We start from the raw sequence: 25,151 nt of genomic DNA on the forward strand, positions 1-25,151 counted from the left end.
CACGCTTTTCCCCGCTGGGCCTGCCGGCTTTGGCCTGCCCCTGGTACCCGTAAGGGCCCCATGTCACATCGAGCCGAACCGCACCGACTCGCCCTCACGGCGTCGGCTCCACCAACGGCACCGTGATCGACGGATTGGAAGCGGTGATCGGTGGCACCGGGTTCCACTCGTCCTGCTCGGGCCCCGGCCTGCACCCGGAGCCCGAGCAGAAGACGAACAGCGCGGAGAGCCCGCACATCGACAAGGTCTTGACCTTGCTCACGCCGGGCGGGCTACACCCGCCCCACCGCTAATCGCAGGTGTACGGGGTCACCTGGGCGCACGCCGCGGAGATCGGCGTGTAGGCCATGTCGCCCGCGTTGCTCTCGCCGGAGATGATGCCGACCACCCGCGCGCCCGTCCCGGTGGAGTCCAGGATGACCGGGCCGCCGCTGTCGCCGTTGTCGCTGAGGTCCGCGCCGTTCAGCGGTCGGACCTTGGTGAGGCCGCAGACGTTGATGTTCGCGTCCGAGTAGAAGATGCAGACGTTGGTCGCGGACACCTCGCCGGTGCACTGCGTGCCGCTGACCGAACCGTTCCCGCACACCCGCAGGCCGAGGTAGTTGGACGTGTCCTTGGTCTGGTACAGGTCCGTCGGGAAGGTGACGCTGCCGTGCCACTGGCGGTTGGTGTACCGGTTGGTGCGCAACGACTCCGCGTCGATCCGCCCGTTGCCCCACTGGACGGACTCCACCGTGCCGGCCTGGCCGGTGACGTACACCGTGTTGGTGCCGCCGTCGAAGTAGCCCTGGTAGATCACCTCGCCGACCCGGTAGCAGTGCCCGGCCGTGTACACGTGGGTCTGCGGGTAGTTGACCGCCGCGGTGCTGCACTGGGAGATGCTGTTGCCCGCCACGCGGATGATCCGGTTGCCCGTGTAGTAGGGGAACCCGTCCTGCACGCGGTTGGCCGCGTCCGCCGCCGCCACGCCGGCCGACGGTCCCGCCTTCGGGTCGGGCAGCCGCACCACCCGGGGCGGCGTGGACGTGGTCTCCTTCTTCTCGAGCGTGCGGTAGGTCGTGTCGTCGCGGACGACCTCGACCGCGTCACCGGCCTCGCGGCGCAGGCTCGCGGCCAGTTCGGCGGTGTTCTCGCGGGCGTGCACGACGACCTTGCCCTGCCGCTGGTCGACGTACCAGCTGCTGACGGTGGCCCGGCGGGCGGCGTCCGGGGCCTGGAGGACGGCGTCGACCTTGGCCAGGGCGTCCTGGAGCGCGGTCAACGACCGGGGTCGTGACTCGAACTCCAGCCGGATGCCCGCGTCGGGCGATCTGCGGGACCGGGCCACGCCGGTCACCCGGTCGCGCGCCTTCGCCGGGTCGGCCCCGTCGGCGACCGCGACGACGAAGCGCTTCGCGTCGTGGTCGTACCAGGAACCGGCGAACTCCGCGCCGTTCCGGTGGACCACCGTGCTCAGGGAATTCAGGTCTTGCTCGTCGACGTACAACCCGGCCGCGGTGTCGTCGGCTCCGGCCGGGAGCGCGCCGACCGTCGTGACCGTTAACAGGGTGGCCGCGATGGCGGCGAATCGGGAACGCAATGCCATGCTTGCTCCTGGGCTGCTTGGCGTGATGTCGAGCAGTGGAAGGGCAGGCGGCACCGACCGGGCGCGTCGAGTCACGCGCCGGTGTGCGGAATGGAGATTGCCGAGCCCCCCGCGGTCGCCGGAAACCGTTGTCCGGCCGGCGACCGGGACCGGACACTACTACCGGCCGCGGCGAGGGCTCAAGGGTTCGGGAACGGCTCGGTCCCGCCGGCGGGACGGAGCCGTCGTGCGGCGCGACCGGGGGGCGGTCAGGCCCTGATTTCGTTGAGGTAGTTGTAAATCGTGTACCGGGTCACGCCGAGCACGCCCGCCAGGTAGTCGACGGAATCGCGGATGAGGAACAGGCCGGCCTCGTCCAGCACCCGCACCACCTCCGACTTGTGCGACTTCTTCATCAGCTCCACGGGCACGCCGACGGCGGTGACGGCGCGTTCGACCAGGAGCCGCTGGAGGGTGTCCACGTCACCGGGGAACGTTTCGACCGCCGACACCGCGCCGCCCGGTCGCCGGTTCGGGCCGGGGTCGCTGTTCACGCACAGGCAGCCGACCGCGACGCCCTCCGCGTCCCGCAGGAACACGGTGGACGAGTGGATCACCCGGCCGTCCGGCGCGTAGGTCTCGTAGCCCGCCAGGTCCTGCGTGGTGCCCCGGCGCACCAGGCCGAGCAGCAGGTCGGTCATCGGGCCGCCGACCTCGCGGCCGGTGAGGTCGCCCGCGATGGCGATGATCGAGTTCGGCAGCGCCGCCAGGTCGTGCAGGACGACCTCGGTGCCCGGCCCCAGCACCCCGGCGAGGCTGTTCACCGTCGGGACCAGGGCGGCGAGCACGTCCGGGGTCACCGCACCCGCCGGCGCGCCCACCGCGGCGCCGGCGGGCTTGCGCAGCTCCCGCAACGCGGCGGCGAACCGGGCGGTGGTCTCCGGCGTGGTGGAGGCGTGCGGCGACAGGCGGACGTGCTCCGGCCGCACGGTGGCCGTCACGCCCGCGTCCGCCAGCGCCGCCCCGATCACCGACGGCGGGTGGTCGGGCAGGGTGAACGCCAGGATGCCCGCCCGGCGCTCCACCGCGGAGACGATCCCGCCGCCGGCCGACCGCACCACCTCGGCCAGTTCGTCGACCCGGTCCACGACCCTGGCCTGGATCGCCTCCACGCCGGCCAGCTCGACCAGCTCCAACGCCGCCGCCAACGCCCCCGCCGCCACCGGGCTCAGGTTCGTGATCGACCACCCCGCCGCCCCCTCCCCCACCGGGTGAACGGCGTTGTCGAACAACCCGGGGTCCTGCGCCCCCGTCCACCCCGACAGCACCGGCTCCAGCCTCTCCAGCGCCCGGTCGGACAACACCAGGAACCCGGTCGACCACCCCGCCCGCAGCCACTTCTGCCCGCCGACCACCAGCACGTCGGCGACCTCCCACGGCTCGTCCACGACCCCGAAGCCCTGGATGCCGTCCACGACCAGCAACCGGTCGCCGACCACCTCGCGCAGCGCCGCCAGGTCGGCCCGGTACCCGGTGCGGAAGTCCACCGCGCTCACCGACAGCGCCGCGGTCGCCGGCGTCACCGCCTCCCGCACCACGTCCGCCGTCACCGGGCCGGCGGGCAGCCACGACACGTCCACCGACGGCGACCGGGCCCACGGGTAGGTGTTCGCCGGGAACTCCCCCGCCGACACCAGCACCTCGCCGGTCACGCCCAGCGCCGCCTGGAACAGCCCGGTGCTCGTGTTCGGCAGCAGCGCCACGTGGTCGGTGTCGCCCCGGCACAGCCGGGCCACCGCCGCCTTCGCCCGCAGCTCCTGCCGCATGAGGTCGTCCACGGTGGACGGACCGGCCGACGCGGACGCCTCCGCCAGCCGCGTGGAGGCGTCGACCACCGCGAACGACGGCGGCCCGAACCGGGCGAAGTCCAGGTACCCCTCCGGCTCGCGGAACTGGACCAGGTAGGACGACGGGATGCGCGTGACCACCTACCGCACCTTCCACCGCGTGACCACCTACCGCACCTCCCACTGCGTCCGCTAGAGCACCTTCGCGAGGAACTGCCGCGTGCGGTGCTGCCGCGGATTGTCCAGCACCTGCTCCGGCGGTCCGGACTCGACCACCGCTCCGTCCACCATGAACACCACCGAGTCGGCCACCTGCCGGGCGAACCCGACCTCGTGCGTGACCACGACCATGGTCATCCCGTCGCGGGCGAGGTCGGCCATCACGTCCAGCACCTCGCCGACCAGCTCCGGGTCCAGCGCCGAGGTCGGCTCGTCGAACAGCATCAGCTTCGGCCGCATCGCGAGCGCCCGCGCGATCGCCACCCGCTGCTGCTGGCCGCCCGACAGCTGGTGCGGGTAGGCGTCGGCCCGGTCCGCGAGCCCCACCCGGTCGAGCAGCGCCCGCGCCTCGGCCAGGGCCGTCGCCCGGGGCGTGCGCAGCACGTGCACGGGTCCCTCGGCGACGTTCTGCACCGCGGTCCGGTGCGGGAACAGGTTGAACCGCTGGAACACCATCCCGATGCCCCGCCGCTGCCGCGCCACCTCCCGTTCGCGCAGCTCGTGCAGCCTGCCGCCGCGCGCGGCGAACCCGACCGCCTGGCCGTCCACCCAGATCCGGCCGGCGTCGATCGTCTCCAGGTGGTTCACGCAGCGCAGGAACGTCGACTTGCCCGCGCCCGACGGCCCGAGCAGGCACACCACCTGCCCGGCGTCCACGGTGAGGTCCACCCCGCGCAGCACCTCGACCGCGCCGAACGACTTCCGCACGCCCACCGCCCGCAGCAGGCTCACCGCGCCACCCCCTTGCCGTAGTGGCGCTCCAGGAAGTGCTGGCCGACGCCCGCCAGGCTGACCACGACCAGGTACCAGGCCGCCGCGGCCAGCAGCGTCTCCATGATCTGGAGGTTGCGCGAGGCGATGTTGTTGGCCGCGTGGACCAGCTCCAGGAACCCGATCACCGACGCCATGGACGTGCCCTTCAGCAGGTTGACGAAGTCGTTGCCGGTCGGCGGGATGATCACGCGCATGGCCTGCGGCAGCACGACCCGGCGCAGGGTGGTCACGGGCGTCATGCCGATCGCCCTGGCCGCCTCGACCTGGCCGCGGTCCACGCTGTCGAGCCCGGCGCGCACGATCTCGGCCATGTACGCGCTCTCGTTGAGCCCCAGCCCGAGCAGCGCCGCGACGAACGCCGTGACCAGCACGTTCGTCTTCTCCTCGACCAGCCCGAACACGGAGATGTCCTCGAAGACCAGCGCCAGGTTGAACCACAGCAGGATCTGGAGCAGCACGGGCAGGCCGCGGAACAGCCACACGTACCCGGCGGCGAACCAGCGGGCGACCGGGTTGGCCGACCGGCGCAGCAGCGCGACCAGCACCCCGAGCACGATCGCGCCCGCCTGCGCGGCCACGGCCAGCACGACCGTGTTGACCAGGCCGCGCAGCACGATGTCGTGGGTGAAGAACCCGGGCACGGCGGCGTAGTCGATCTTCGCGCCGGCCAGGGCCCACCCCAGCGCGCCGAGCGCCGCGAGGATCGCCGCCCCGCCGACCCACCGCCCCCGGTGCCTCAGCGGGACGACGACCAGGTCGTCCCCGTCCTCACCGGCCATTGACGGTCGCCTTGGTCACCGCGCCCTGGCCGACGTCCCACGCGTCGAGGATCCGGCGGTAGGTGCCGTCGTCGATCAGGGCCTGCAACGCGTCCCGCAGGGCCGCGGTCAGCTCGGGGGTGTTCTTGTTGACGCCGATGCCGTACGGGCCGCCGTTGATCGGGGCCAGGTCCACGACCTCGAAGAACTCGCCGTCACCCGCCGTCCTCGCCACGTAGACGGCGGTGGGCAGGTCGTTCAGGATGGCGTCGACCCGGCCGGTGCGCAGCTGGTTCTGGTTCTGGGTGTCGCTATCGGTGGCCGTCACCCCGATGGGCTCGCCGGACAGGCACCGGAACCCCTTGGCGTAGCTCTCCTGGCTGGAGCCGAGGTTGACGGCGACGGTCTTGCCGCACAGGTCGTCCGGGCCCTTGATGCCCGCCGGGTTGCCCTTCCGCACCATGATCGTGATGCCGGAGGTGAAGTAGTCGACGAAGTCGATCGCCCGCTGCCGTTCCGGGGTGTCGTTCATCGCGGCCACGGTGACGTCGATCCGGCCCGCCTGGAGGCTCGTGATGAGCGAGCCGAACGCCATGTCGTGGTGCTCGACGGCCAGCCCGAGCTTGGCCGCGACCGCCTTGACCAGGTCGACCTCGGAGCCGACCGGGGTCTTGCCGTCGGCGGCGTAGAAGTTGTTCGGCGGGTTCTGGATGTTCGAGCCGACCTTGAGCACGCCCGATCGGGTGAGGGCGTCGGGGAGCCCGGCGGCCAGGGCGTCGTCCTTGGTGACGGATTGCACGATCGACGCGGTGGCCGGCAGGTCGTCGGCGGGGCCCGCGGGTGGGTCCTCGGCGGGCGCACCGCACGCCACCAGCGCCAACACGGACAGGGACAGGGCTGCGGCTCCGCGCACGACCCACCTCCAACCGTCGGGTGACCCGGAAACTACAACTGTTTGTTGAAGTCGTCCACGGTCAGTTGAAGGGAATTGTGGGCGGTTCGCGGTCGTTGCTCGGGGTACAAGGGGGCAACCCCATGTCCACAGCAAGGAGGACCTATGGCCACCGTGGAGCTGACCGCGGAGAACTTCGACGAGGTTGTCGGCGGCTCCGAGATGGTCCTGGTCGACTTCTGGGCGGGCTGGTGCGGGCCGTGCGTCCAGTTCGCCCCGACCTACGAGAAGGCCGCGGAGAAGCACACCGACATCGTGTTCGGCAAGGTCGACACCGAGGCGCAGCAGCAGCTCGCCGCGGCGTTCGAGATCCGGTCGATCCCGACCCTCATGATCGTGCGCGACGGCGTCGTGCTCTACGCGCAGCCGGGCGCGCTGCCGCCGGCCGCGCTGGAAGACCTCATCGACCAGGCGCGCAAGGTCGACATGGACGAGGTGCGCAAGCAGGTCGCCGAGCAGAAGGGCTGACCCGCGGTCCGGGGGTCCGCACACGGCCCCCGGTCGGCAGCGCCGATCGGCGCGGCCCTGGTCGTCGGCGCCGCCTTCAGCGCTGGTCGTCGGGGCCGATCGGCGCGGCCCCGGTCGCGCCGCTCGACCGGCCGTCAGTCCATCGCCGCCGTGTCGCGGGGCGGGGCCACCGGGTCCCGCCCCTCGGGCTGCCCGGCCTCCATCCGCCTGCCCCGCTCCAGCTCGGCGTCGAGTTCCGCGCCGAGCAGCAGGGCCAGGTTCGAGATCCACAGCCACACCAGGAAGACGATCACGCCGGCCAGCGAGCCGTAGGTCCGGTTGTAGGACCCGAAGTTCGCCACGTAGAACGCGAAGCCCAGCGACGCGGCCACCCAGACCACCACGGTCAGCAGGCCGCCGGGCGTGATCCACAGGAAGCTGGGCTGCCGCACGTTCGGCGACGCCCAGAACAGCAGGCCGATCGCCAGGCTGGCGAGCAGGAACAGCACCGGCCACTTGGCGATGTCCCAGACGGTGACGACCGTCGAGCCCAGGCCGAGCACGTCGCCCAGCCACGCGGCCACGCCGCCGGTCAGCGTGACGCCGAGCGCGGTCAGCGCGAGCAGCACCACGACGCCGATCGTCAGGCCCAGCCGCAGCGGGATGACCTTCCAGAACGGCCGGCCCTCCGCCACGTCGTAGATCGAGTTGGCCGCGCGCATGAACGCGCCCACGTACCCCGAGGCCGACCACAGCGCGGTCACCAGGCCGACGACCGCCAGCAGCCCGCTGGCCTGCGACTTCTGGAGGTTCTCGATCGCGCCGGCGATGGTGTCCTTGGCCTCGCCCGGTCCGAGCGCGTCGAGGCTGTCCACAATGGAGTTCGTGGCGTCCGGGCCGAGCATGCCCAGCAGCGCGGTGAGCAGCAGCAGGCCGGGGAACAGCGACAGCACCGCGTAGTAGGTGAGGGCCGCCGCCCAGTCGGTGAGGTTGTCGTCGCCGAACTCCTTGACGGTTCGCTTGAGAACCCCCCACCACGAGCGCTTCGGCAATTGGGTCGGTGCCTGCGGTGCGTGCGCCATGGGCGACGGGTTTCCCCCGAACACGGGGCGTACACCCGCGCGATTTCGGGTAGTCGGGTGGCGAGTGCACGAGAGGAGACGGCCATGAGTCACGTCGCCGCCACCCACGCGGCCGTCCGGGACACCGATCGAGTGACGGATCGGCCGACCGGTCGTGAACCGTCGACCGCGGAGCTGGTGAACCGGCTGTCCGAGCAGGTGACCCGGCTGGCCCGGGACGAGATGCGGTTGGCCGTGGCGGAGCTGCGCACGAAGGGCAAGCGCGTCGGCGCGGGCGCCGGGCTGCTCGGCGGCGCGGGCGTGCTGGCCTGGTTCGGGCTGATGACGGTGCTCGCCGGGGTGGTGCTGCTGCTGGCCACCGTCATGCCGGCGTGGCTCGCGGCGTTCGTCGTCGCGGCGGCCGTGTTCGTCGTGGCGGGCGTGCTGGCGCTGGTCGGCCGCAAGCAGCTCGAACGCGGCACCCCGCCCGTGCCCGAAGAGGCCATTGCTGGTGTCAAGAAGGACATCGCCACCGTGAGCGAGAGGGCACACCGATGAGCGGCAAGGACGTCCCGAAGGACCCGGACGAGCTGCGCGCCGATGTGGAGCAGACCCGGCGTGAGCTGGGCGACACCGTGGAAGCGCTGGTGCACAAGGCCGACGTTCCCGGACGGGTGAAGGACAAGGCGCACGAAGGAGTGGAACAGGTGAAGGAGACCGCGACGCGGGCCAACGCGGCGGTGGCCGCGGCGGCGGGCAAGACCACCGCGAAGGTCGGCGAGGCCGCGGACAAGGCGGGCGAGCGGGTCGGCAAGGCCGGCGCGGCGGCGGGCGCGGCCGTCGGCGAGAAGGCCACGGCGATCGGCGAGAAGGCGGGCGCGGCGGCGAGCCAGGTCGGCCAGAAGGCGACCGAGGTGGCCGGGCAGGTCGGCCAGAAGGCCGGCGAGGTGGCCGAGCAGGTGAGCGTCAAGGCGGGCGCCGTCGCCGAGCAGGTCACGGCCAAGGCCGGCGTGGTGGCCGAGCAGGTCGGCACGAAGGCCGCCCAGGCGGTCGAGCAGCTGCCGCCGCCCGTGCAGCAGAAGGTGGAGCAGGGCGTCCAGCAGGCCCGCAAGCACCCGGCGGCGGTCGCGGCCGGTGTCGTGGCGGCGGTGCTGGTGCTGTGGAAGCTCCTGCGGAGGGGCCGGTGAACGTGAACAAGCTCCTCTACCGCCCGCTCGGCATGCTGTTCGGCGTGCTCGGCGGTCTGGCCGCCAGCGCGTTGTTCGGGCAGGTGTGGAAGCTGATGACCGGCACCAAGGACGCGCCCACCCCGACCCAGAAGGACCGCAGCTGGGGCGAGGTGCTGCTGGCGGCGTCCATCCAGGGTGCGATCTTCGGCGTGGTGAAGGCGGCGATCGACCGGGGCGGCGCGGCGGGCTACGACAAGCTCACCGGCGAGTGGCCCGGCGACACGAACAAGTACCGCTGACCAGGTCCCCGGGGTCGGGATGGCCCGAACCGCCCGGCCCCGGTCTTCCCGTTCCCGGACCCCCGTGCCCTGCCCGTGCGGCGGGGTGCCGGGGTCCGGTGGTTCGGCGGTTCAGCGGTTCGGTGGTTCAGCGGTTCGGTGGTTCAGCGGTTCGGTGGTTCGGCGGTTCCGGGTGGTCGCGTCCCGGGTGGTCGTGTCCTAGGAGGGCGGCTCGTCCTCCTGCCCGCGCCGTTCGCCCTCGTCGAGGAACTGCTCCGCGTCCACGTCGAGGTCGGGCGGCTCCGGCGTGCCCGGCGAGTGCGGCGGGTCGGGGTTGATGTGCTGGTCCGGGTCGTTCGGATCGCCTTCGAGCGGGTGTTCGGTCATGCGCTCGAAGTACCCGCCACCCCGCCCGCCTGAACCGGCCCGCCGTCCGGGGTCAGAACCGGGGCGTGCGCTTCTCCAGGAACGCCGCCACGCCCTCCGCGTACTCCGCGCTGTGCACGGCTTCGTCGTAGAGCGCGCGCACGGCGTCGTCCTCGTCGTGCTGCCCGTCGGTGATGCGGTTGACGATGTGCTTCGCGCCGCGCACGCTGACCTGCGCGCGGGACGCGATGGTCTCCGAGAGCCGCTTGACCCGGGCCTCCAGCGCGTCCGCCGGGTGCACCTCGTTGACCAGGCCGATGCGCAGCGCGGTGGCGGCGTCGATGATCTCCCCGGTGAACAGGATCTGCTTGGCCCACGCCGGGCCGACCGCGTCGACCAGCTGCTTGGTGGACGTGAAGTTGTAGACGATGCCGAGCTTGGCCGGCGTGATGCCGAACCGGGCGTCCGCCGCCGCCACCCGCAGGTCGCAGGCCAGCGCGATCTCGCAGCCGCCGCCGATGCAGAAACCGGTGATCGCGGCGATGGTGGGCTTGCCGAGCGTGGCGATGGCGCGTTCGCCGTTGTGCACGGCCTCGCTGTACCGGGCCGCGCCGTCCGCGCCCTTGCGGAGCGTGGAGAACTCGCCGATGTCCGCGCCCGCCGAGAAGTGCTCGCCACCCCGGACGACCAGGACGCGCACGTCGTCGTCGCGCCGGACCTCGGCCAGCAGGCCGGGCAGGGCCGACCACATGTCGTAGCTCATGGCGTTGCGCTTGGCCGGGCGGTCGATGGTCAACGTCGCCACCGGGCCTGCGGTGTCGAGCCTCAGCGTCATCACCGGAGCCTAGAGCCTCCCGTGGGTCGAACCTCCAGCACCCGCGTGTCCTACGTCCAGAACGCGAGTGTCCTACGTTCGCGTCGCGTGTGTCCTACGTTCAGAACACCCGAATTCAACACTCAGAACAGGGCCGAGCGTCCTGAGCGTTGAATTCGGGGTGCCTGAGCGTACGACTCACGCGTTCTGAACGTAGGACACACGCGTTCTGGAGGTAGGACACGCGCGTTCTGGAGGTAGGACACGCGGGTGGGGTGGGTTAGCGGTAGGGGTTGCGGAGGTAGGTCAGGTTGAAGTCGCCGCGGTTGGCGAAGTAGACGGAGACGACGTAGGCCGGGTCGGTGGCGAGCAGGCCCCGCGGCACGTCGCTGCCGTCGTTGGCGTCGTCCCACCCCCACGAACTGTTCGCGGCGTTGTCCTTGCCGTTGTCACCCCGGAACGTGCCCCAGCCCGCGAACGTCGCGGAGCTGTTGCGCTGCGCCCACAAGCCGCCGGGCGCGAACGTGTCCACGAGCCGGTACCCCACCGAACGGTCGTTCCCGCCCGACGGCGCCTCCCCCGTCGCGCTCGGCACGTACACCACGCCGTCGCCGCCGGGGAACTCCGCCCCGTTCCACGCGTACAGCCCGTGCCCCTTGGCCTCCTGCCGCGTCGTCGGCCGGGTGCCCTGCAACCGCAGCACCCCGTCCACGCTCTCCCGGCCCGACGTGTACGTGCTCCCGGCCGGCACGTACGAGTAGAAGTCGCTGTGCGCCACCGTGATCACGGCCTCCAGCCGGCCGAACGCCGAACCGTCCTTCCGCACGGTCGCCAGCAACCCCTCCATGTCGTTCTCGTGGGTGAACTGCCCGAACGGGTCGGCGAAGTCCTCCCAGTCACGCGGGTGGTAGAAGCTGTAGACGATGAACCAGTGCGTCGACGTCTCCACCACGGAGTAGTACGCCGCACCGGTGAGCCGCGCGAGCGAGTCGTCCTGCGACTCCCAGTTGTTCGCCGTGTTCCACTCACCGTCGAAATCCACAGTGGACAGGTAATCCGCGTCGTAGTCGGACGAGTCGGTGTCCTGGTAGTGCACCGGCGCCCAGTGGAACGCCAGCTCGGCGTCGGTCGCCGCGTGGGCCGGGGTTGCCACGAACGCCGACAGGGACGCCGCCGCGACCAGCGCCGCGGCGAGCTTGCGGGCAGGGAACATGCTCCACCTCCGTCAGGGTTGCCCGTCGGAGCCAACGGGCCGCGCCGAACCCTGGGGTGAAGCGGTGGTCAACACAAGGGGTGGATCGGGCGAAAACCCCCTCGAACGCGGGGGAAGGCTTCGGGGAACCGCAGGGCGGACCGGGGAAGTCGAAGTGCCCCGGTCCGCCCCACGCGCGCCTCAAGCGTGCTCCGGCGGGCTGACCTGGGACTCCGGGATCGCCGAGTCCTCGGTGCCCCACTTCGCCAGGATCCGCTGGTAGGCGCCGTCCTCGATGAGGTCGTTCACCGCGGCCTGGAGCGCCGGCGCGAGCGGTGAGCCCTTGGGCAGCGCGAAGCCGACGTCCAGGCGCTTGAACTCGCCCAGGAACTTCAGGTTGGGCTGGTTCGCCGCCGCGTGCCGCAACCCGTTGATCGTGCTCATCACGACGTCGATGTGCCGCTGTTGCAACCCCAGGTAGGTCGAGGCGTTCTCGGAGAAGCTCAGCACCTCGTAGTCCGGCTTGCCGGCCTCGGCGCAGACGTGCTTCTCCCGCTCCAACGTCGCCTCGAACGTCGTGCCCGCGCCCGTGCCGACCTTCAGCCCGCACAACGCCACCAGGCCGTCCACCCGCGTGAGGCGGTCGTCGTCCGCGCGGACCGCGAACCCCTGGCCGTCGTTGATGTAGGTGACGAAGTCGATCGTCTTCTTCCGCGCCTCGGTCACGCCGAAGTTGCCGGTGCCGACGTCGTACTTCCCGGCCGCCAACGACGGCAGGATAGTCTCGAAGCTCGCCACCTCGCGCTCGATGCGGATCCCCAGCGTCCGCGCGACCGCCTCGGACACGTCGATGTCCAGCCCCAGCACCGTCTTGTTGTCCTCGGCGTAGTACGACGACGGCGGCTGCCCGCCCACCGACGACCCGAACCGCACCACGCCCGCCTCGCGCACGGCGGCCGGCAGCAGCGCGGCGATCGACTCGTCCTTCGTCACCGCGGACAGCACGTCCTCGGTCGGCTTCACGCCCGACGCGGGCGGGTCCACGGCGTCCGCGGGCAGGGAACACCCCGAGACCACGAGCGCGAGCACGGCGGTGAGCATCAACAGGCAACGTGCGCGCATGGGCTATCCCAGGTCCTTCTCGAACGGCAGGTAGGGGATGGTGAGCGGGTCGGCGGTCAGGTCGAACAACGGCGCGTACCCGGTCGCCAGGTACAGCGCCCGCGCCTCCGGCTGCCGCGGGCCGGTGGTCAGGTAGAGCCGCGAGTAGCCGAGGTCCACGGCGTCGCGCTCCAGCTCGGCCAGCACGCGCCGGGCCAGGCCGCGCCGCCGGTGCCGCGAGTCCGTCCAGATCCGCTTCAGCTCGGCGGTGCGGTCGTCGTGGCGCATGAACGCCCCGCCCGCCACCGCCACGTCACCCTCGAACAGCAGCACCAGGGTGCCGTGCGGCGGCGCGAAGACGTCCGGGTCGTACCGCGTCAGCTCCGCACGGGCGCCGTCGCCGTAACGGGTGACGTACTCGTGCGTCAGCTCCTCCTTCAGCGGCGCGGTGGCCGGATCCTCCCAGCGGACCCGGCGGGCGACGAGGGTCTCCGGTGCGGTCACGCGGTCAGCCGTCCACCGCGATCTCGCGCGGCTGCGGCACGGCCGCCGCGCGTTCCCGGTCGCGCTTGGCGACCTCCTCGCGCACGATCGGGATCACGTGCCGACCGAAGTCGATCGTGTCGTTGACCATGTCGTAGCCGCGCGCCGACAGGATGTCCACGCCCAGGTCGTAGTAGTCCAGCAACGCCTGCGCCACGGTCTCGGGCGTGCCGACGAGCGCGTTGGAGTTGCCCGCGCCGCCGGTCGCGGCGGCGGTCGGCGTCCACAGGGCGCGGTCGAAGCGCTCGCCGCGCTCGGCGATCTCCAGCAGCCGCTGCGAGCCGGTGTTCTCCGGGTTCTTCAGCGAGTGCCTGCGGGTCAACGGGTTCACGCCGCCGGTGCGCGACTTGATCGCGTCCACCGTCCGGTACGCCTTCTCCCAGGCCAGTTCCTCGGTCGCGCCGAGGATCGGGCGGAACGCCACCTGGATGCGCGGCACGTCCGTCCGGCCCGCATCACGCGCGGCTTGCTTCACCGACTCGATCTGCGCGGCCGTGTCCGCGAGGGGTTCTCCCCACAGGCAGAAAATGTCTGCCTCCGCACCACCTGCCCGGTACGCGGCGGGCGACGAGCCGCCGAACGACACGCGGGGCCGGGGCTGCTGCACCGGGAAGATGTCGCTGACGAAGTCGGCGAACCGGTAGTGCTTGCCCTCGTGGTCGAAAGGTTCCCTCGCAGTCCAGACCTTTTTAACGATGCGGATGTATTCCTCGGTGCGCGAGTAACGTTCGTCCTTCGTGAGGTAGTCGCCCTCGCGCTGCTGCTCGTGGTCGGTGCCGCCGGTGATGAAGTGCACCGTCAACCGGCCGTCGCTGATGTGGTCCAGCGTGGCGAAGGTCTTCGCGGCGAACGTGGGGTAGGACACGTTCGGCCGGTGCGCCAGGAGGATCTGGATGCGGTCCAGCTTCGTGGCCACGTAGGCGGCGGCCTGCGCGGGCTCGGGCGAGCCGGAGCCGTAGGCGAACAGGATCCGGTCCCAGCCGTGGTCCTCGTGCGCGCGGGCCAGCCGCAGCGTGTACTCCTTGTCGAACGACAGGCCGCTGCGCGGGTGCGTCTCGGAACCGTCGTTGGTGCCGCCGATCCCCAGGAACTCAACAGGCACGTCAGTACCTTCCGTCGGGTAGGGAAGAAGACGTCGACGCGCACACGACGTTGAGGGAGACGCGCGGGGTCGACGGTGAAGCGGGAACGCGGGCGCTCAGCCTCGACAGGAGGCCGACCACACCCGACCGAAGTCGATGTGGCCGCGGATGACCAGCCGCGTGGATTCCACGTTCCCAGTGGAGCAGCGGCGCAAGTCGCCGTCAACGGCGGTTCGACCGCCGTCCAAATACCGGAATGCCTTGACGGGCCTCGGCGACGCGCGCCTACGATCACCGGCGCGGCGTTGAGGGACGCGGCCGATTTGTCGTGATCCCTCCTGCTCTGGAGCAGCCGATGAGCGCGTCCACCGTCTCCTCGCCGCCGCGGTCCGCCGGGACCGCCCGCATCGTCCCGCTGCGCCGGCCCTGGCGCTGGACCTCCGCCGCGCTGGTGCTCGCCGCGGTCGGCGTCGTGCTGTGGTCCGCGGCGACCAACGAGAAGTTCCAGTGGGACGTGGTCGTCCGCTACTTCGCCACCGACGCGGTGCTGCGCGGGCTGTGGCTGACGTTGTGGCTGACCGCGGTGACCGTCGGGCTCGGCTTCCTCCTCGGCGGCGTGCTGGCGGTGATGCGGTTGTCCGGCAACCCGGTGCTGGTCGGGGTGAGCTGGGGCTACGTCTGGCTGTTCCGCTCGGTGCCGCTGCTGGTGCAACTGCTGTTCTGGTTCAACTTCGGCGCGTTGTACCCGGCGCTGTCGGGCTCCGCCCCGGTGATCGGCCCGATGACGTCGGTGATCCTCGGCCTGGTGCTGCACGAGGCGGCCTACGCCGCGGAGATCGTGCGCGGCGGCATCCTGTCGGTGGACGCCGGGCAAAGCGAGGCGGCGGCCGCGCTGGGCCTGGGGCGCGCCCGGGTGCTGCGCCGGATCGTGCTGCCGCAGGCGATGCGGTCGATCGTGCCGGCGGCGGGCAACATGCTCATCGGCACGTTGAAGGGCACGTCGATCGTGAGCGTGCTGGCCGTGCAGGACCTGCTGTACTCGGTCCAGCTCATCTACAACCGCAACTACCTGATCATTCCGTTGCTGCTGGTCGCCACGGTCTGGTACGTCATCGTCACGAGCCTGTTGAGCATCGGCCAGCACTACGTCGAGCGCTACTACGGGCGTGGCGCGCGATGAGCGTCGTCGTGCTGGTGGGCGCGGGGCCGCGCACGTCGGGCATCCTGGAACGCCTCGGCGCGAACGCGCCCGAGCTGTTCGACGGGCCGGTGGAGGTGCACCTGGTCGACCCGTTCGCGGCGGGCGCGGGACGGGTGTGGCGGCACGAGCAGTCGCCGCTGCTGCGGATGAACTCGATGGCCGAGGACGTCACGATGTTCACCGACGCGTCGGTGACGTGCGACGGCCCGATCCGGCCCGGTCCGTCGTTGGCGGAGTGGGCGCGGTCGTGCCTGTCGTCGGTGCCGCTGGAGCCGTCCGTGCGGGCCGAGCTGGAGGCGATGGAGCCGACGTCGTTCCCGAGCAGGCGGGTGCAGAGCGCGTACCTGAAGTGGTTCCACCAGGTCGCGGTGTCGTCGCTGCCGGAGGGCAGTTCCGTGACCTCGCACGCGACCAAGGTCGTGCGGATCACCGGGTCGGCGCAGGTGCGGCAGCGGGTGTGGCTCGCCGACCGGGCCGAGCCGCTGGTGGCCGACGTGGTGGTGCTCGTGCTGGGGCACCTGGACACCGTCGTGGAGCCCGAGCACCGGCGGCTGGCCGAGTACGCCGACGCGCACGGCCTCACGTACCTGCCGCCGGACTACACCGCGGACACGGACCTGTCCGCGGTGCCCGCGGGCGCGGACGTCGTGGTGCGCGGCCTGGGGCTGGCGTTCGTGGACCTCGCCGTGCTGCTGGGCGAGGGTCGCGGCGGGCGGTTCACCCGGGAGGATGGGACGCTGCGGTACGTGCCGTCCGGGCGTGAGCCGCGCCTGCACGTCGGCTCGCGCCGCGGCACGCTCTACCACTCCAAGACCGGTTACCGGCTCCAGGGCGCGCCACCGGAGCCGCCGCGGTTCTTCGTCGCCTCCGAGCTGCTGGCGCGTCCGGGCGAGATCGACTTCCGGCGCGACGCGTGGCCGCTGATGGCCAAGGACATCGCGTACGGGCACTACCGCGAGCTGTTCACCGGGCACCCGTCGCGCGTGCTGGCGTCGTGGGAGGAGTTCTCGGCGAGGTTCGCCGAGCTGGACTGGTACGACGACCGGATGCGCGCGCTGGAGCGCGAGACCGTGCCCGCAGTCGAGGACCGCATCGACTTCGAGCGGTTGGACCGGCCCATCGACGGCCTGGAGTTCTCCTCGGCCGAGGAGTTCCAGGAGTTCCTGCGGGCCCACGTCGAGGCGGACGTGGCGCGGCGCTCCGATTCGGCGTACAGCGCGGATTTGGGGGCGTTCCTGGCGCTGTTGGGCGTGTACGGGCAGTTCGCGGTGCTGTCCGCGTCCGGGAGGTTGCGCGGCGAGGACGGCTGGTGGCACGGCTTCTTCAGCTCGATCGCGAGCGGGCCGCCGCCGGACCGGCTGGAGGAGCTGCTGGCGCTGTCGCGCGCGGGGGTCGTGCGGTTCCTGGGCGCCGACACGTGGGTCCGCGCGGAGGACGGGGTGTTCCTCGCGGGGAGCGCGAGCGTGCCGTCGCACGTGGTGCGCGCGACGGGCCTGATCGAGGCGCGCCTGCCGGTCCACACGCTGCCGCACACCGCCGACCCGCTGCTGCGGTCGATGGCGGCGGCCGGTGACGTGACCGATGTGGACGGTCTGGTGCTGGTGGACCCGGCGGACAGCCGGGTCGTGGACGCCACGGGCACGCCGCACGCCCGGCGGTTCGCGGTGGGGCCCTACACGACGCGGAAGGCGTACGCGGCGTTCGCCCGGCCCGGCACGAACGCGCCGAACTTCCGGCAGAGCGACGAGGTGGCGCGGGCGATCCTGCGCTTCCTCGCCGCCGAGGCCGACGGTGCGGGCGAGTCGGTGGCCTGAGCTAGCGGGCGGTGAACCAGCCCGCCTCGGCCAGCTGCGCGCCCAGGGCCGCGACCAGCCCGTCCCGGTCGTCCCGACCGCCGTCGCCGGACAGCAGCGACTCCGTGACGAACAGCCCCCGGCCGGGCACGGCCGCGCCCAGCTCCGCGAGCAGCGGCTTCAGGTGCAGCTCCACGGCCAACGCGTGCTTCTCGGCGGCGGCCACGAGCAGCGGCACGGCGGTCCGGCCGCGCAGCCAGTTCCCGGGAGCCTGGTCGAGGATCGCCTTGAGCAGCCCGGTGTACGTCGCCTTGTACGTCGGTGACGCCACCACGAGCACGTCGGCCGCGGCCAAGGCGTCCAACGCCTCCCGCACCGCCGTGGAGCCCGGCGCGAACACCGAGGGCGCGAGGTCCGCGGCGTCCACGACGGGCCCGTCCGGCGTGACTTCGAGGCCCTGCGCGGCCAGGGCGTGCCGGACCGCGTCACGCAGGGCCAGTGCCGCGGTCGCCGTGCGGGAGCCCGGACGGGGGTTGCCGACGAGGGCGCCGACGACGAGTGGCTGGTTCATGCGCCGAAGCATGCCGGTGTCGCCGCCGGCCCTCAAGGTCGTCCACCGTGCGGGATTCAGCTCGTCTTGGGCAGGCCGGGCGGGTTGATCTCGCTCTTCTCCACGGCCTCGTCGCCCAGGCCCCAGCGGTCGAGCACCTCGGCGTACTGGCCGTTGGCGATGAGGTGGTCGATCGCCTCGGCGATCGGCTCCACCAGGCCGCTGCCCTTCTTGGTGGTCGCGGCGATCTTGCCCACGGTCGCGCCGCCGCCGGAGAACGTGCCGATCACCTCGGTCTTGCCGGACGTCGCCACGTGGTAGGCGGAGGTGGGGTTCGGGCCGAGGTAGGCGTCGATCCGGCCGGACTCCAGCGCGAGGTAGTAGTCGGCGGCGTTCTGGAAGTACTTGATGTCGGTGGCGGGCAGGCCCTTGGCCTCGTTGGACCTGCTCCAGTCCACTAGGATCTTCTCCTGGTTCGTGCCGGAGCCGACCGCGATGACCTTGCCGGCGACGTCCTCGGGCTTGGTCACCCGCCAGCTGCCGCCCTTCTTCGCCTCGAACGCCAGCGTGTCCAGCCGGTAGGTGGCGAAGTCGTACTTCTCCTTGCGCTCCTCGGTGACCGTGATGTTGGACAGGCCCACCGGGAACGTGCCGCTGTCCAGGTTGATGAACAGGTTCTCCCACGACGTGGTCTCCAGCTGGGCCTCCAGCCCCAGCACGCCCGCGATCAGCACCGCCAGGTCGGTCTCGACGCCGATCGGCGTCTTGTCGTCGGTGGCGTAGAAGCGCAGCGGCGGCGCGGTGGTGATCGACCCGCCCACGACGAGCTTGCCGGTGCGGCGGAACTCCTCCGGCACCTTGGCGGCGATCGAGTCGACCTTGGCGGCGGTGAGGCGTTGCTGGTCCGGGCCCAGGTTCACGGTCTTGCCGGCGGCGACCACCTGGTCCTCGGTCGTCCCGCCCTCGGTCCCGCAGGCGACCAGCGAGACGGCGGAGGCGAGCACGACGGTGGCCGCGGCGGCGATCTTCAGGAAGGACAACGGTTCTCCCGGTTGTTCTCGGCGGGTTCTTCAGAGCACTTTGGACAGGAACGCGCGGGTGCGCGGGTGTTGCGGGTCGTCGAGCACCCGGCCGGGCGGTCCCTGTTCGACCACGACGCCCGCGTCCAGGAAGACCACGGTGTCGGCGACGTCGCGGGCGAACCCGATCTCGTGCGTGACGATGATCATCGTGGTGCCGCTGCGGGCCAGGTCCCGGATCACGTCCAGCACCTCGCCGACCAGCTCCGGGTCCAGCGCGGAGGTCGGCTCGTCGAACAGCAGCACCTTCGGTTCCAGCGCCAGGGCGCGGGCGATCGCGACGCGTTGCTGCTGCCCGCCGGACAGGTGCCGCGGGTAGGCGGACTCCTTGTCCGACAGGCCGACGCGCCCCAGCAGCGCACGGGCCTGCGCGCGGGCCTCGGCCGGGGTCTTGCGGCGCGTGGCGACCGGGGCCTCCACGATGTTCTCCAGCACCGTGAGGTGCGGGAAGAGGTTGAAGTTCTGGAACACGAACCCGACGTGCGCGCGTTGCCGCAGCACCTCGCGCTCGCGCAGCTCGTACAGCTTGTCGCCGCGGCGGCGGTAGCCGATCAGGTCGCCGTCGATGCCGACCAGGCCGCGGTCGGTCTTCTCCAGGTGGTTGATCGTGCGCAGCAGCGTCGACTTGCCCGACCCGGACGGCCCCAGCACGACCACCACCTCGCCCGCGCCGACCTGGAGGTCCACGCCGCGCAGCACCTCGTTGTCGCCGAAGCTCTTGTGCACGCCCCGGACGTCCACCATCACCTGGCCCACTTCCAGCCCTCCTCGTTGCGGGTCGCGCCCTTGGCGTAGTGCTTCTCGACGTAGTGCTGCACGATCGACAGCAGGGTGGTCAGCGCGACGTACCACGCGGTGGCGACCATGAGCAGCGCGACCACCCGCGCGTTGCGGCCGTAGATCACCTGGACCTGGTAGAACAGCTCGCCGATGGCGACCACGGACACCACGGACGTGCCCTTGAAGAGGCTGATCACCTCGTTGGTCGCGTTCGGCAGGATCGAGCGCATGGCCTGGGGCAGCACGATCCGGCGCAGCTGCCGCGACCGGGGCAGGCCCAGCGCGGCGGCGGCTTCGAGCTGGCCGTGGTCGACCGAGATGACCCCGGAGCGCACGATCTCCGCCGCGTAGGCCGCCTGGTGCAGCGCGAGACCGAGCACGGCCGCGCCCATCGGGCTGATCAGGTCCTGGGTGCGGAAGCCGAAGAACGTCGGGCCGAACGGGATGCCGAAGTGCAGCTCGTCGTACAGGTAGGAGATGTTGAACCAGAACAGCAGTTGCACGATCAGGGGGATCGAGCGCAACGCCCAGACGTAGGTCCAGCTGACGGTTTCGAGGAACCGGCTGCGGGACAGCCTCATCAGGGCGAGCACGATGCCGAGGGCGAAGCCGAGCACGGTGCCGTAGAGGGTCAGTTCGAGGGTCACCACGACCGCGTCGAGGATGGACCGCGCGGTGACGAAGCGGGCGAACGTGGCCCAGTCCCAGCCGGGGTTGGTGACCAGGCCGTGGACGAACTGGGACAACAGGACCAGCACGACCACGACCCCCACCCACCGCCACGGGTGGCGGGCGGCGACCACCTTGGGCGCCGGTGAGTCGAGGGCACGCGGGCGCGGTCGCGCGGACACGCTCATGGCGAGGTCCTTCCGGGTGGGGAGAAGCGCTGCGTCGAGGGACGGCGGCGGAAAGGTAGCCACTTCGCCGGCGCACGAACAAGGGTGCCCACGTGCTGAACCACTGTGGTCAGGTGGTTGACAAACGGGTCATGTCACCTGAAACGAGCAATGTCCGGTCCACTGAGGAATGTCGTGGTCCGACGGATTTCGCCTTGGCACGTCAGGGATCGCGCCTCTCGGCGCGGTGCCGGCACCGGTGCCGGTTCCGGCAGGCAGGCCGCGGTGCCGATCGACCGGTGGGGCGGTCGGGCGGTGGGGGTCGGGCGGTGGGTGCGGCGGGCCGGTGTCGGACAGCCGGGCCGGGGCGGGATCCGCCGCAAGCGGGCGGAGCCGGGCCGGACGCCGGGCACGGATGCCGCCGGGCCAAGCGACGGGCACGGACACGGCCGGGCCAAGGAGCGGCAGGGAGGCGGCCGGGCCGAAGAGCGAGCAGGGACGCGGCCGGATCGGGCGGCGGACGGGGCACGGCCGGGTTGGGCGGCTGGGCCGGGTGGTGGGCAGGGGCGTGGCCGCCGGGTGGTGAGGCAGGAGGCGGGGCGGGTGTCAGGGGGTGGGGAACATCCGGGCCATGCCCGGTGGTGGGGTGAAGGGTCGCCAGCGGTTGGGGCGTTGGGCCAGGCGGTCGGCGATGAGCCACAGGACGGTGGCGTTGTAGCCGTAGCCCAGGTGGCTCGAGTTGACCGCCACGTTCTCCTGGCGGGTGGCGGGTGTGCTGATGCAGGTCTGCCAGGCCACGATGCCGTCGGACTTCGAGTAGACCGACGTCGACGGGACCGGGAACGGGGGGCGCGTGTGTTCCGGTGGGGGCAGCTCCGCGCCGGCGACGTAGAACCTGGCCAGCAGTTGGTAGACCGGGTTGACCCTGGTCTGGCGCAGGTCCGTCATGGCGTACGGGCTGCCCAGGGTGATCACCTGGCGCACCATGCCGGGGTGCTCGCGGGCCAGTTCGCGGGCGAAGATGCCGCCCAGCGACCAGCCGACGATGCTGACCTTGGCCCCCACGGCGAGTTCCCGCAGCAGCTCGCGCATGCCGCGCACGACCCCGACCGACGGCCCGATGTTCAGGCCGAGGCCCCAGCCGTGGACGTCGTAACCCAGGCCCGCCAGGAACTTCCGCAGCGGCGCGGTCATCGCATCGGTCGTCCCGAGGCCCGGCAGCACGAGCACGGTGTGCCCGTCGCCGCTCGGAGCGGCCCGCAGCAGGGAACGGGACGCCGCGAACTGGCCGATGCCGACAGCGGTCCGGGTCGGTTCGGTGAGGTACCAGAGCAGGCCCGGAGCCGGATCCCGCTCGGACACCGGTTCGATCACCGGCTCGGGCACCCGCCCAGACACCCGCTCGGTCACCGGCTCGGACACACGCTCGGATGGCCGCTCGGATGGCCGCACGGACACGTGCTCCGATGTCCGCTCGGACGCGCGCGGTTCGCGCACGCCAGGCCCGTTCGACGGTTCGCGCAGATCAGGGTGGTCAGGTGGGATGTGCGGCAGTGTTGACATGGCCCCTCCCCCGCTCCGCGTCGAGCGCAACCCCAGGTGACCATGATGTTTCGTGGCGGTTGATTACGCCAGTACGGATCAGTCTCGATTCCCGCAGCCCCGTGGACGCACCTCCTTCCCCACCCCGGACCGGCCCGGCGTCGGGGAACGGTCGCGTGCGGTCGCGGACTGTCGGATGGCGCAGGCGGGCACCACCGCGTCACCTCATTTCGGTCGCGCGCCGAGACGGTCGGCCGCGATCGCCCCGGCCAGCTCGGCCGCCTCCGCCGCCGCCTCGCTGAGCTTGGTCAAGGCCCGCGGATCGATGTACAGCTCCACGTCCTGACCGATCTTGAACACCACCGCACCTCCTCCCGGTTCCACCTCGTAGTTGATCCACACGTCGTTCGGCACCTGCGCCCACAGGTGGACTTGAGCCCGCGCCATCCCTGCCTCCGATCTCGTGCCCTGTTATGATCGTGCCGAAGTGTGCTGATATCAGCAACTGGAACAACCCGATCGGGTGGTGAATCATGGCGATGTCGCCTTCTGTGGCAGGCTGGGAGCTGGGCCTCCGGCTGCGGGAACGCCGCGAGCTCATGGGCGTCACGGCGGCGTCGGCCGGGCACGCCATCGGCACCGGCCAGTCGTACGTCTCCGGCGTCGAGACCGGCAAGCTCAAGATCAACGCCGCCAAGCTGGTCGAACTCGCCACCGTCCTGGAGTTCGACGCCGCCGAGATCGACGAACTCCAGCAACTCCGCGAGGCCGCCGCCCAACGCGCCTGGTGGCACCCCTACTCCGCCATGTTCAGCGCGGACGTCCTGCGGTACTTCGGGTTCGAGCACGGTGCCGAGAGCATCCGCGCCTACAACGCCGGGCTGATCAGCGGATTGCTGCAAACCAGGGCGTACGCGCTCGCGGTCATGCACGGCGGCGGGCCGAGCATCCGGCTCGCCGAGGCCGGTCGACGGGTCGAGGTGCGCCTGAAGCGGCAGGAACGCCTGGACGACGCCGAGGACCCGCTCCGCCTGACCGCGCTGATCGGCGAGTCCGCGCTGAGGCAGCAGGTCGGCGGCAGGGAGGTGATGGTCGAGCAGCTGCGACACCTGGAGACCAGGATCGAGCGGTTGCCGGACACGCTCGACGTGCGGGTCATCCCGTTCTCCGCCGACTACTACAACGCCCTCGGCGGTTCGAACTTCTACCTCTTCGGGTTCGCCAGCAGCCGACTGCCCGAACTGGTCTGGCAGGAGACGATCACGTCCACGGATCTGATCGATCAACCGATGCGGATGCGCGAGTACAGTCTGGCCCACGACCAGGCTCTAAGCTTCGCCCTCGGCCGGAGCGAATCGCTCGGCCTGATCGAAGAGATCCGCAGGGAGCTTGAGTGAGGGACGGCATCGACCGCAGTGGCTGGTTCAAGTCGAGTCGCAGCGCGGACAACCCGTCCTGCGTGGAGGTGCGGTTCGTGCCCGACGCGATCGACGTCCGCGACTCCAAGAACCCCACCGGGCCGGTGCTGACCTTCCCCCGCGCCGCCTGGGCGAAGTTCCTCAACCGCTGAGCCGCCGGATCTCGGCGACGACGTGCCGCACGTGGTCGGGCACCCGCGCCTTCAGCTCGTCGCTCCACCGCTCCTCGTCGTACCGAAACCCCAGGTACAGCCGTTTCGCGTGCTCCAGCACCGCCCGGTGCCGGGGCGGCAGCCGGGACGCGGCCCAGTCGGCCGCCGCGGCCTTCGACCTGATCACCCCGGTGGCGACGGTGCTCCAGACGCGGGCCAGGGTCAGCACCACGTTGCGGGTGTCGTGCTCCACGTCCGCCAGCAGCGCGGGGATCGCCGCCGTGCTCGCGCGGACGACGTCGGCCCGCGGCACGGGGTCCAGCACCCGCGCGGGCGGCGGGCCGGCCAACGGGTGGTCACCGGCCAGGACCATCGTGACCAACAGGGCCAGGTCCGGCATCGGCGCGGGCTCGGGCACCGCGCCCGCCTCGAACTCCCCGCGCAACCACTCGCCGTACAGGAAGTCCCCGGTCGGCGGGTACCGCCACGGGCGGACCTCCGGGTGGGCCACGACGGTCAGCTCGACCGGGCGGTCGCCGGGCGTGTCCAGCAGCCCGCGCACCAGGACCCGGCGCTCCCCCGGCTCCAGCGACCGCCGGGCGACGACGAGCACGTCCACGTCGCTGGCCGGCCTGAGCCGGTCGAGCACCGCCGACCCGTGCAGGTACGCGCCGACGACCTCGCCGCCCAGCACGTCGCCGACCAGCTCCACGACCCCGCGGGCCTGATCCACGCTCAGCGCTCGTCCAACCAACCCTTGATCCGCCCGGCGACCAGCTCCGGCACCTCCAACTGCGGCACGTGCCCGACGCCTTCCAGCACCTCGAAGCGCCACGACGGGTTGCGCCGCGCGGCCTCGCGGGCCGACGCCAACGGCACCAGGCGGTCCTTCTCCCCCGCCATCAGGTACACCGGCACGGTGACCCGGCTCATGGCCGTGTAGTAGCGCCGGCTCGTCGCCCCCGTCCACACCACCGACCGGGCCGCCGCCAGGAACGCCTCGTCCAGCCCGGGGATCTCGGCGCGCTGCTCCAGCAACGACATCGACGCCAGGACCATCTCCTCCGGCACGGACTTCGCGTTCGCGCACACCAGGTTGAGCACCCGCCTGACCTGCCGGCGCGTCGACACCCCGGCCCGCGACTTCGCCAGGAACCACCGCCCCAGCCCCGGCACGGTGTACATCGCGAACGCCGCCGCCACCTGCGGGTCCAGCCGGACGCCGAACGGCAGCGGCACGGCCGGGTCGAGCAGGGCCAGCGCGGTCACCGACGCGGGGCGGCGGGCCGCGTGCAGGATGGAGATCATCCCGCCCATCGAGTTGCCGACGAGCACCACGGGCTCGCCCACGACCTCGGCCAGGAACCGCTCCAGCAGGCGCGCGTTGGCGGGCACCGTCGTGGACCGGCCCTCGGGGTGGGTGAGCCCGAACCCGGCCAGGTCGACGGCGAGCACGCGGTGCCGGTCGACCAGGTGCGGCGCGAGGAGGCACCAGTTGAGGTGCGACCCGCCCAGGCCGTGCACGAGGACCATCGGCGGGCCGTCGCCGCCGAAGTCGACGTAGTGCACCGGCGCGCCGTCGAGGTGGACGGTCCGGCTCGTGCCGCCCCAGTGGTCGAGTGTGGTCATACCG

The 25,151-nt window shown here is 71.7% G+C and carries 29 protein-coding genes; 8 read left to right on the forward strand and 21 right to left on the reverse strand.

Going from position 1 to position 25,151, the window contains the following annotated elements:
• Nucleotides 1-94: 94 nt before the first annotated feature.
• The 6 genes from ACFXGA_RS14670 to ACFXGA_RS14695 all read right to left on the reverse strand — a co-directional run bounded on the left by ACFXGA_RS14670 (nucleotide 95) and on the right by ACFXGA_RS14695 (nucleotide 6,075).
• The gene (locus ACFXGA_RS14670) at nucleotides 95-262 is read right to left on the reverse strand and encodes a hypothetical protein (RefSeq protein ID WP_378087934.1); all 168 of its coding nucleotides are present in this window, start codon (nucleotides 260-262) and stop codon (nucleotides 95-97) included.
• 27 nt (nucleotides 263-289) lie between these two features.
• A complete protein-coding gene (locus tag ACFXGA_RS14675) occupies nucleotides 290-1,585 on the reverse strand; it encodes an alpha-lytic protease prodomain-containing protein (RefSeq protein WP_378087936.1) in 1,296 nt (431 codons plus the stop codon).
• A gap of 248 nt (nucleotides 1,586-1,833) precedes the next feature.
• Nucleotides 1,834-3,552 (reverse strand): aminotransferase class V-fold PLP-dependent enzyme, encoded by a 1,719-nt coding sequence (locus ACFXGA_RS14680; RefSeq protein WP_378087939.1) that lies wholly within the window; start codon nucleotides 3,550-3,552, stop codon nucleotides 1,834-1,836.
• A 51-nt stretch (nucleotides 3,553-3,603) separates the two neighbouring features.
• Nucleotides 3,604-4,362, reverse strand: a complete 759-nt coding sequence (locus ACFXGA_RS14685; RefSeq protein WP_378087941.1) for an amino acid ABC transporter ATP-binding protein — start codon at nucleotides 4,360-4,362, stop codon at nucleotides 3,604-3,606.
• Complete coding sequence (locus ACFXGA_RS14690; RefSeq protein ID WP_378087943.1) at nucleotides 4,359-5,183, reverse strand: amino acid ABC transporter permease; 825 nt, start codon at nucleotides 5,181-5,183, stop codon at nucleotides 4,359-4,361. The genes ACFXGA_RS14685 and ACFXGA_RS14690 overlap by 4 nt, the downstream gene beginning before the upstream one ends.
• Nucleotides 5,173-6,075 carry an ABC transporter substrate-binding protein gene (locus tag ACFXGA_RS14695; protein ID WP_378087945.1) on the reverse strand — a complete coding sequence of 301 codons (903 nt, stop codon included), beginning with the start codon at nucleotides 6,073-6,075 and terminating at the stop codon, nucleotides 5,173-5,175. The genes ACFXGA_RS14690 and ACFXGA_RS14695 overlap by 11 nt, the downstream gene beginning before the upstream one ends.
• A gap of 144 nt (nucleotides 6,076-6,219) precedes the next feature.
• Here ACFXGA_RS14695 and trxA point away from each other — a divergent pair, with 144 nt between their 5' ends.
• Entirely contained in the window at nucleotides 6,220-6,582 is a 363-nt protein-coding gene (gene trxA, locus ACFXGA_RS14700; protein ID WP_378087947.1) for a thioredoxin, read from the forward strand.
• Between the two features lie 134 nt (nucleotides 6,583-6,716).
• Here trxA and ACFXGA_RS14705 read toward each other — a convergent pair whose 3' ends face one another.
• Entirely contained in the window at nucleotides 6,717-7,643 is a 927-nt protein-coding gene (locus ACFXGA_RS14705; protein WP_378087949.1) for a YihY/virulence factor BrkB family protein, read from the reverse strand.
• Nucleotides 7,644-7,727: 84 nt separating this feature from the next.
• Between ACFXGA_RS14705 and ACFXGA_RS14710 the strand changes: the two genes are divergently transcribed.
• The 3 genes from ACFXGA_RS14710 to ACFXGA_RS14720 are packed head-to-tail and all read left to right on the forward strand — an operon-like array spanning nucleotide 7,728 to nucleotide 9,090.
• A complete protein-coding gene (locus ACFXGA_RS14710; protein WP_378087951.1) occupies nucleotides 7,728-8,180 on the forward strand; it encodes a phage holin family protein in 453 nt (150 codons plus the stop codon).
• Nucleotides 8,177-8,809: a DUF3618 domain-containing protein gene (locus tag ACFXGA_RS14715; RefSeq protein WP_378087953.1), complete on the forward strand. Its 633-nt coding sequence runs from the start codon at nucleotides 8,177-8,179 to the stop codon at nucleotides 8,807-8,809. The genes ACFXGA_RS14710 and ACFXGA_RS14715 overlap by 4 nt, the downstream gene beginning before the upstream one ends.
• Entirely contained in the window at nucleotides 8,806-9,090 is a 285-nt protein-coding gene (locus ACFXGA_RS14720; RefSeq protein ID WP_378087955.1) for a DUF4235 domain-containing protein, read from the forward strand. The genes ACFXGA_RS14715 and ACFXGA_RS14720 overlap by 4 nt, the downstream gene beginning before the upstream one ends.
• Before the next feature lie 198 nt (nucleotides 9,091-9,288).
• Here ACFXGA_RS14720 and ACFXGA_RS14725 read toward each other — a convergent pair whose 3' ends face one another.
• The 6 genes from ACFXGA_RS14725 to ACFXGA_RS14750 all read right to left on the reverse strand — a co-directional run bounded on the left by ACFXGA_RS14725 (nucleotide 9,289) and on the right by ACFXGA_RS14750 (nucleotide 14,187).
• A complete protein-coding gene (locus tag ACFXGA_RS14725) occupies nucleotides 9,289-9,456 on the reverse strand; it encodes a hypothetical protein (protein WP_378087957.1) in 168 nt (55 codons plus the stop codon).
• Nucleotides 9,457-9,508: 52 nt separating this feature from the next.
• The gene (locus ACFXGA_RS14730) at nucleotides 9,509-10,270 is read right to left on the reverse strand and encodes an enoyl-CoA hydratase/isomerase family protein (RefSeq protein ID WP_378087959.1); all 762 of its coding nucleotides are present in this window, start codon (nucleotides 10,268-10,270) and stop codon (nucleotides 9,509-9,511) included.
• Nucleotides 10,271-10,529: 259 nt separating this feature from the next.
• Nucleotides 10,530-11,462, reverse strand: coding sequence for a hypothetical protein (locus ACFXGA_RS14735; RefSeq protein WP_378087961.1), 933 nt, complete (start codon nucleotides 11,460-11,462; stop codon nucleotides 10,530-10,532).
• A 180-nt stretch (nucleotides 11,463-11,642) separates the two neighbouring features.
• A complete protein-coding gene (locus ACFXGA_RS14740) occupies nucleotides 11,643-12,563 on the reverse strand; it encodes an ABC transporter substrate-binding protein (RefSeq protein WP_378087963.1) in 921 nt (306 codons plus the stop codon).
• A 3-nt stretch (nucleotides 12,564-12,566) separates the two neighbouring features.
• Nucleotides 12,567-13,046 (reverse strand): GNAT family N-acetyltransferase, encoded by a 480-nt coding sequence (locus ACFXGA_RS14745; protein WP_378087965.1) that lies wholly within the window; start codon nucleotides 13,044-13,046, stop codon nucleotides 12,567-12,569.
• 4 nt (nucleotides 13,047-13,050) lie between these two features.
• Entirely contained in the window at nucleotides 13,051-14,187 is a 1,137-nt protein-coding gene (locus ACFXGA_RS14750) for an LLM class flavin-dependent oxidoreductase (RefSeq protein ID WP_378087967.1), read from the reverse strand.
• A 335-nt stretch (nucleotides 14,188-14,522) separates the two neighbouring features.
• On the opposite strand from ACFXGA_RS14750, the gene ACFXGA_RS14755 reads away from it, so the two are divergent.
• Nucleotides 14,523-15,347 (forward strand): amino acid ABC transporter permease, encoded by an 825-nt coding sequence (locus ACFXGA_RS14755; protein ID WP_378087969.1) that lies wholly within the window; start codon nucleotides 14,523-14,525, stop codon nucleotides 15,345-15,347.
• Entirely contained in the window at nucleotides 15,344-17,182 is a 1,839-nt protein-coding gene (locus ACFXGA_RS14760; protein ID WP_378087971.1) for an FAD/NAD(P)-binding protein, read from the forward strand. The genes ACFXGA_RS14755 and ACFXGA_RS14760 overlap by 4 nt, the downstream gene beginning before the upstream one ends.
• Nucleotide 17,183: 1 nt before the next feature.
• Here ACFXGA_RS14760 and ACFXGA_RS14765 read toward each other — a convergent pair whose 3' ends face one another.
• The 6 genes from ACFXGA_RS14765 to ACFXGA_RS14790 form a co-directional block, all read right to left on the reverse strand.
• Complete coding sequence (locus ACFXGA_RS14765) at nucleotides 17,184-17,732, reverse strand: NADPH-dependent FMN reductase (protein WP_378087973.1); 549 nt, start codon at nucleotides 17,730-17,732, stop codon at nucleotides 17,184-17,186.
• A 56-nt stretch (nucleotides 17,733-17,788) separates the two neighbouring features.
• On the reverse strand, nucleotides 17,789-18,751 hold the full coding sequence (locus ACFXGA_RS14770) for an ABC transporter substrate-binding protein (protein WP_378087974.1): 963 nt from the start codon (nucleotides 18,749-18,751) through the stop codon (nucleotides 17,789-17,791).
• Nucleotides 18,752-18,781: 30 nt separating this feature from the next.
• Nucleotides 18,782-19,534, reverse strand: coding sequence for an amino acid ABC transporter ATP-binding protein (locus ACFXGA_RS14775; protein ID WP_378088046.1), 753 nt, complete (start codon nucleotides 19,532-19,534; stop codon nucleotides 18,782-18,784).
• Nucleotides 19,534-20,427 carry an amino acid ABC transporter permease gene (locus ACFXGA_RS14780; RefSeq protein WP_378087976.1) on the reverse strand — a complete coding sequence of 298 codons (894 nt, stop codon included), beginning with the start codon at nucleotides 20,425-20,427 and terminating at the stop codon, nucleotides 19,534-19,536. The genes ACFXGA_RS14775 and ACFXGA_RS14780 overlap by 1 nt, the downstream gene beginning before the upstream one ends.
• A 585-nt stretch (nucleotides 20,428-21,012) precedes the next feature.
• A complete protein-coding gene (locus tag ACFXGA_RS14785) occupies nucleotides 21,013-21,792 on the reverse strand; it encodes a lipase family alpha/beta hydrolase (RefSeq protein ID WP_378087978.1) in 780 nt (259 codons plus the stop codon).
• 381 nt (nucleotides 21,793-22,173) lie between these two features.
• The gene (locus ACFXGA_RS14790) at nucleotides 22,174-22,395 is read right to left on the reverse strand and encodes a hypothetical protein (RefSeq protein ID WP_378087980.1); all 222 of its coding nucleotides are present in this window, start codon (nucleotides 22,393-22,395) and stop codon (nucleotides 22,174-22,176) included.
• Nucleotides 22,396-22,487: 92 nt separating this feature from the next.
• Between ACFXGA_RS14790 and ACFXGA_RS14795 the strand changes: the two genes are divergently transcribed.
• Together ACFXGA_RS14795 and ACFXGA_RS14800 are read left to right on the forward strand one after the other, a co-directional pair.
• Entirely contained in the window at nucleotides 22,488-23,345 is an 858-nt protein-coding gene (locus ACFXGA_RS14795) for a helix-turn-helix domain-containing protein (protein ID WP_378087982.1), read from the forward strand.
• Nucleotides 23,342-23,518, forward strand: coding sequence for a DUF397 domain-containing protein (locus ACFXGA_RS14800; protein ID WP_378087984.1), 177 nt, complete (start codon nucleotides 23,342-23,344; stop codon nucleotides 23,516-23,518). Before ACFXGA_RS14795 ends, ACFXGA_RS14800 begins: the two co-directional genes overlap by 4 nt.
• Here ACFXGA_RS14800 and ACFXGA_RS14805 read toward each other — a convergent pair.
• The gene (locus tag ACFXGA_RS14805) at nucleotides 23,508-24,251 is read right to left on the reverse strand and encodes an aminoglycoside adenylyltransferase domain-containing protein (protein WP_378087986.1); all 744 of its coding nucleotides are present in this window, start codon (nucleotides 24,249-24,251) and stop codon (nucleotides 23,508-23,510) included. The two genes, ACFXGA_RS14800 and ACFXGA_RS14805, sit on opposite strands and share 11 nt — an antisense overlap.
• Before the next feature lie 2 nt (nucleotides 24,252-24,253).
• Nucleotides 24,254-25,147, reverse strand: coding sequence for an alpha/beta fold hydrolase (locus ACFXGA_RS14810; RefSeq protein ID WP_378087988.1), 894 nt, complete (start codon nucleotides 25,145-25,147; stop codon nucleotides 24,254-24,256).
• Nucleotides 25,148-25,151 lie beyond the last annotated feature (4 nt).

This window comes from Actinosynnema sp. NPDC059335 (assembly GCF_042752395.1).
Classification (GTDB): Bacteria; Actinomycetota; Actinomycetes; order Mycobacteriales; family Pseudonocardiaceae; genus Actinosynnema.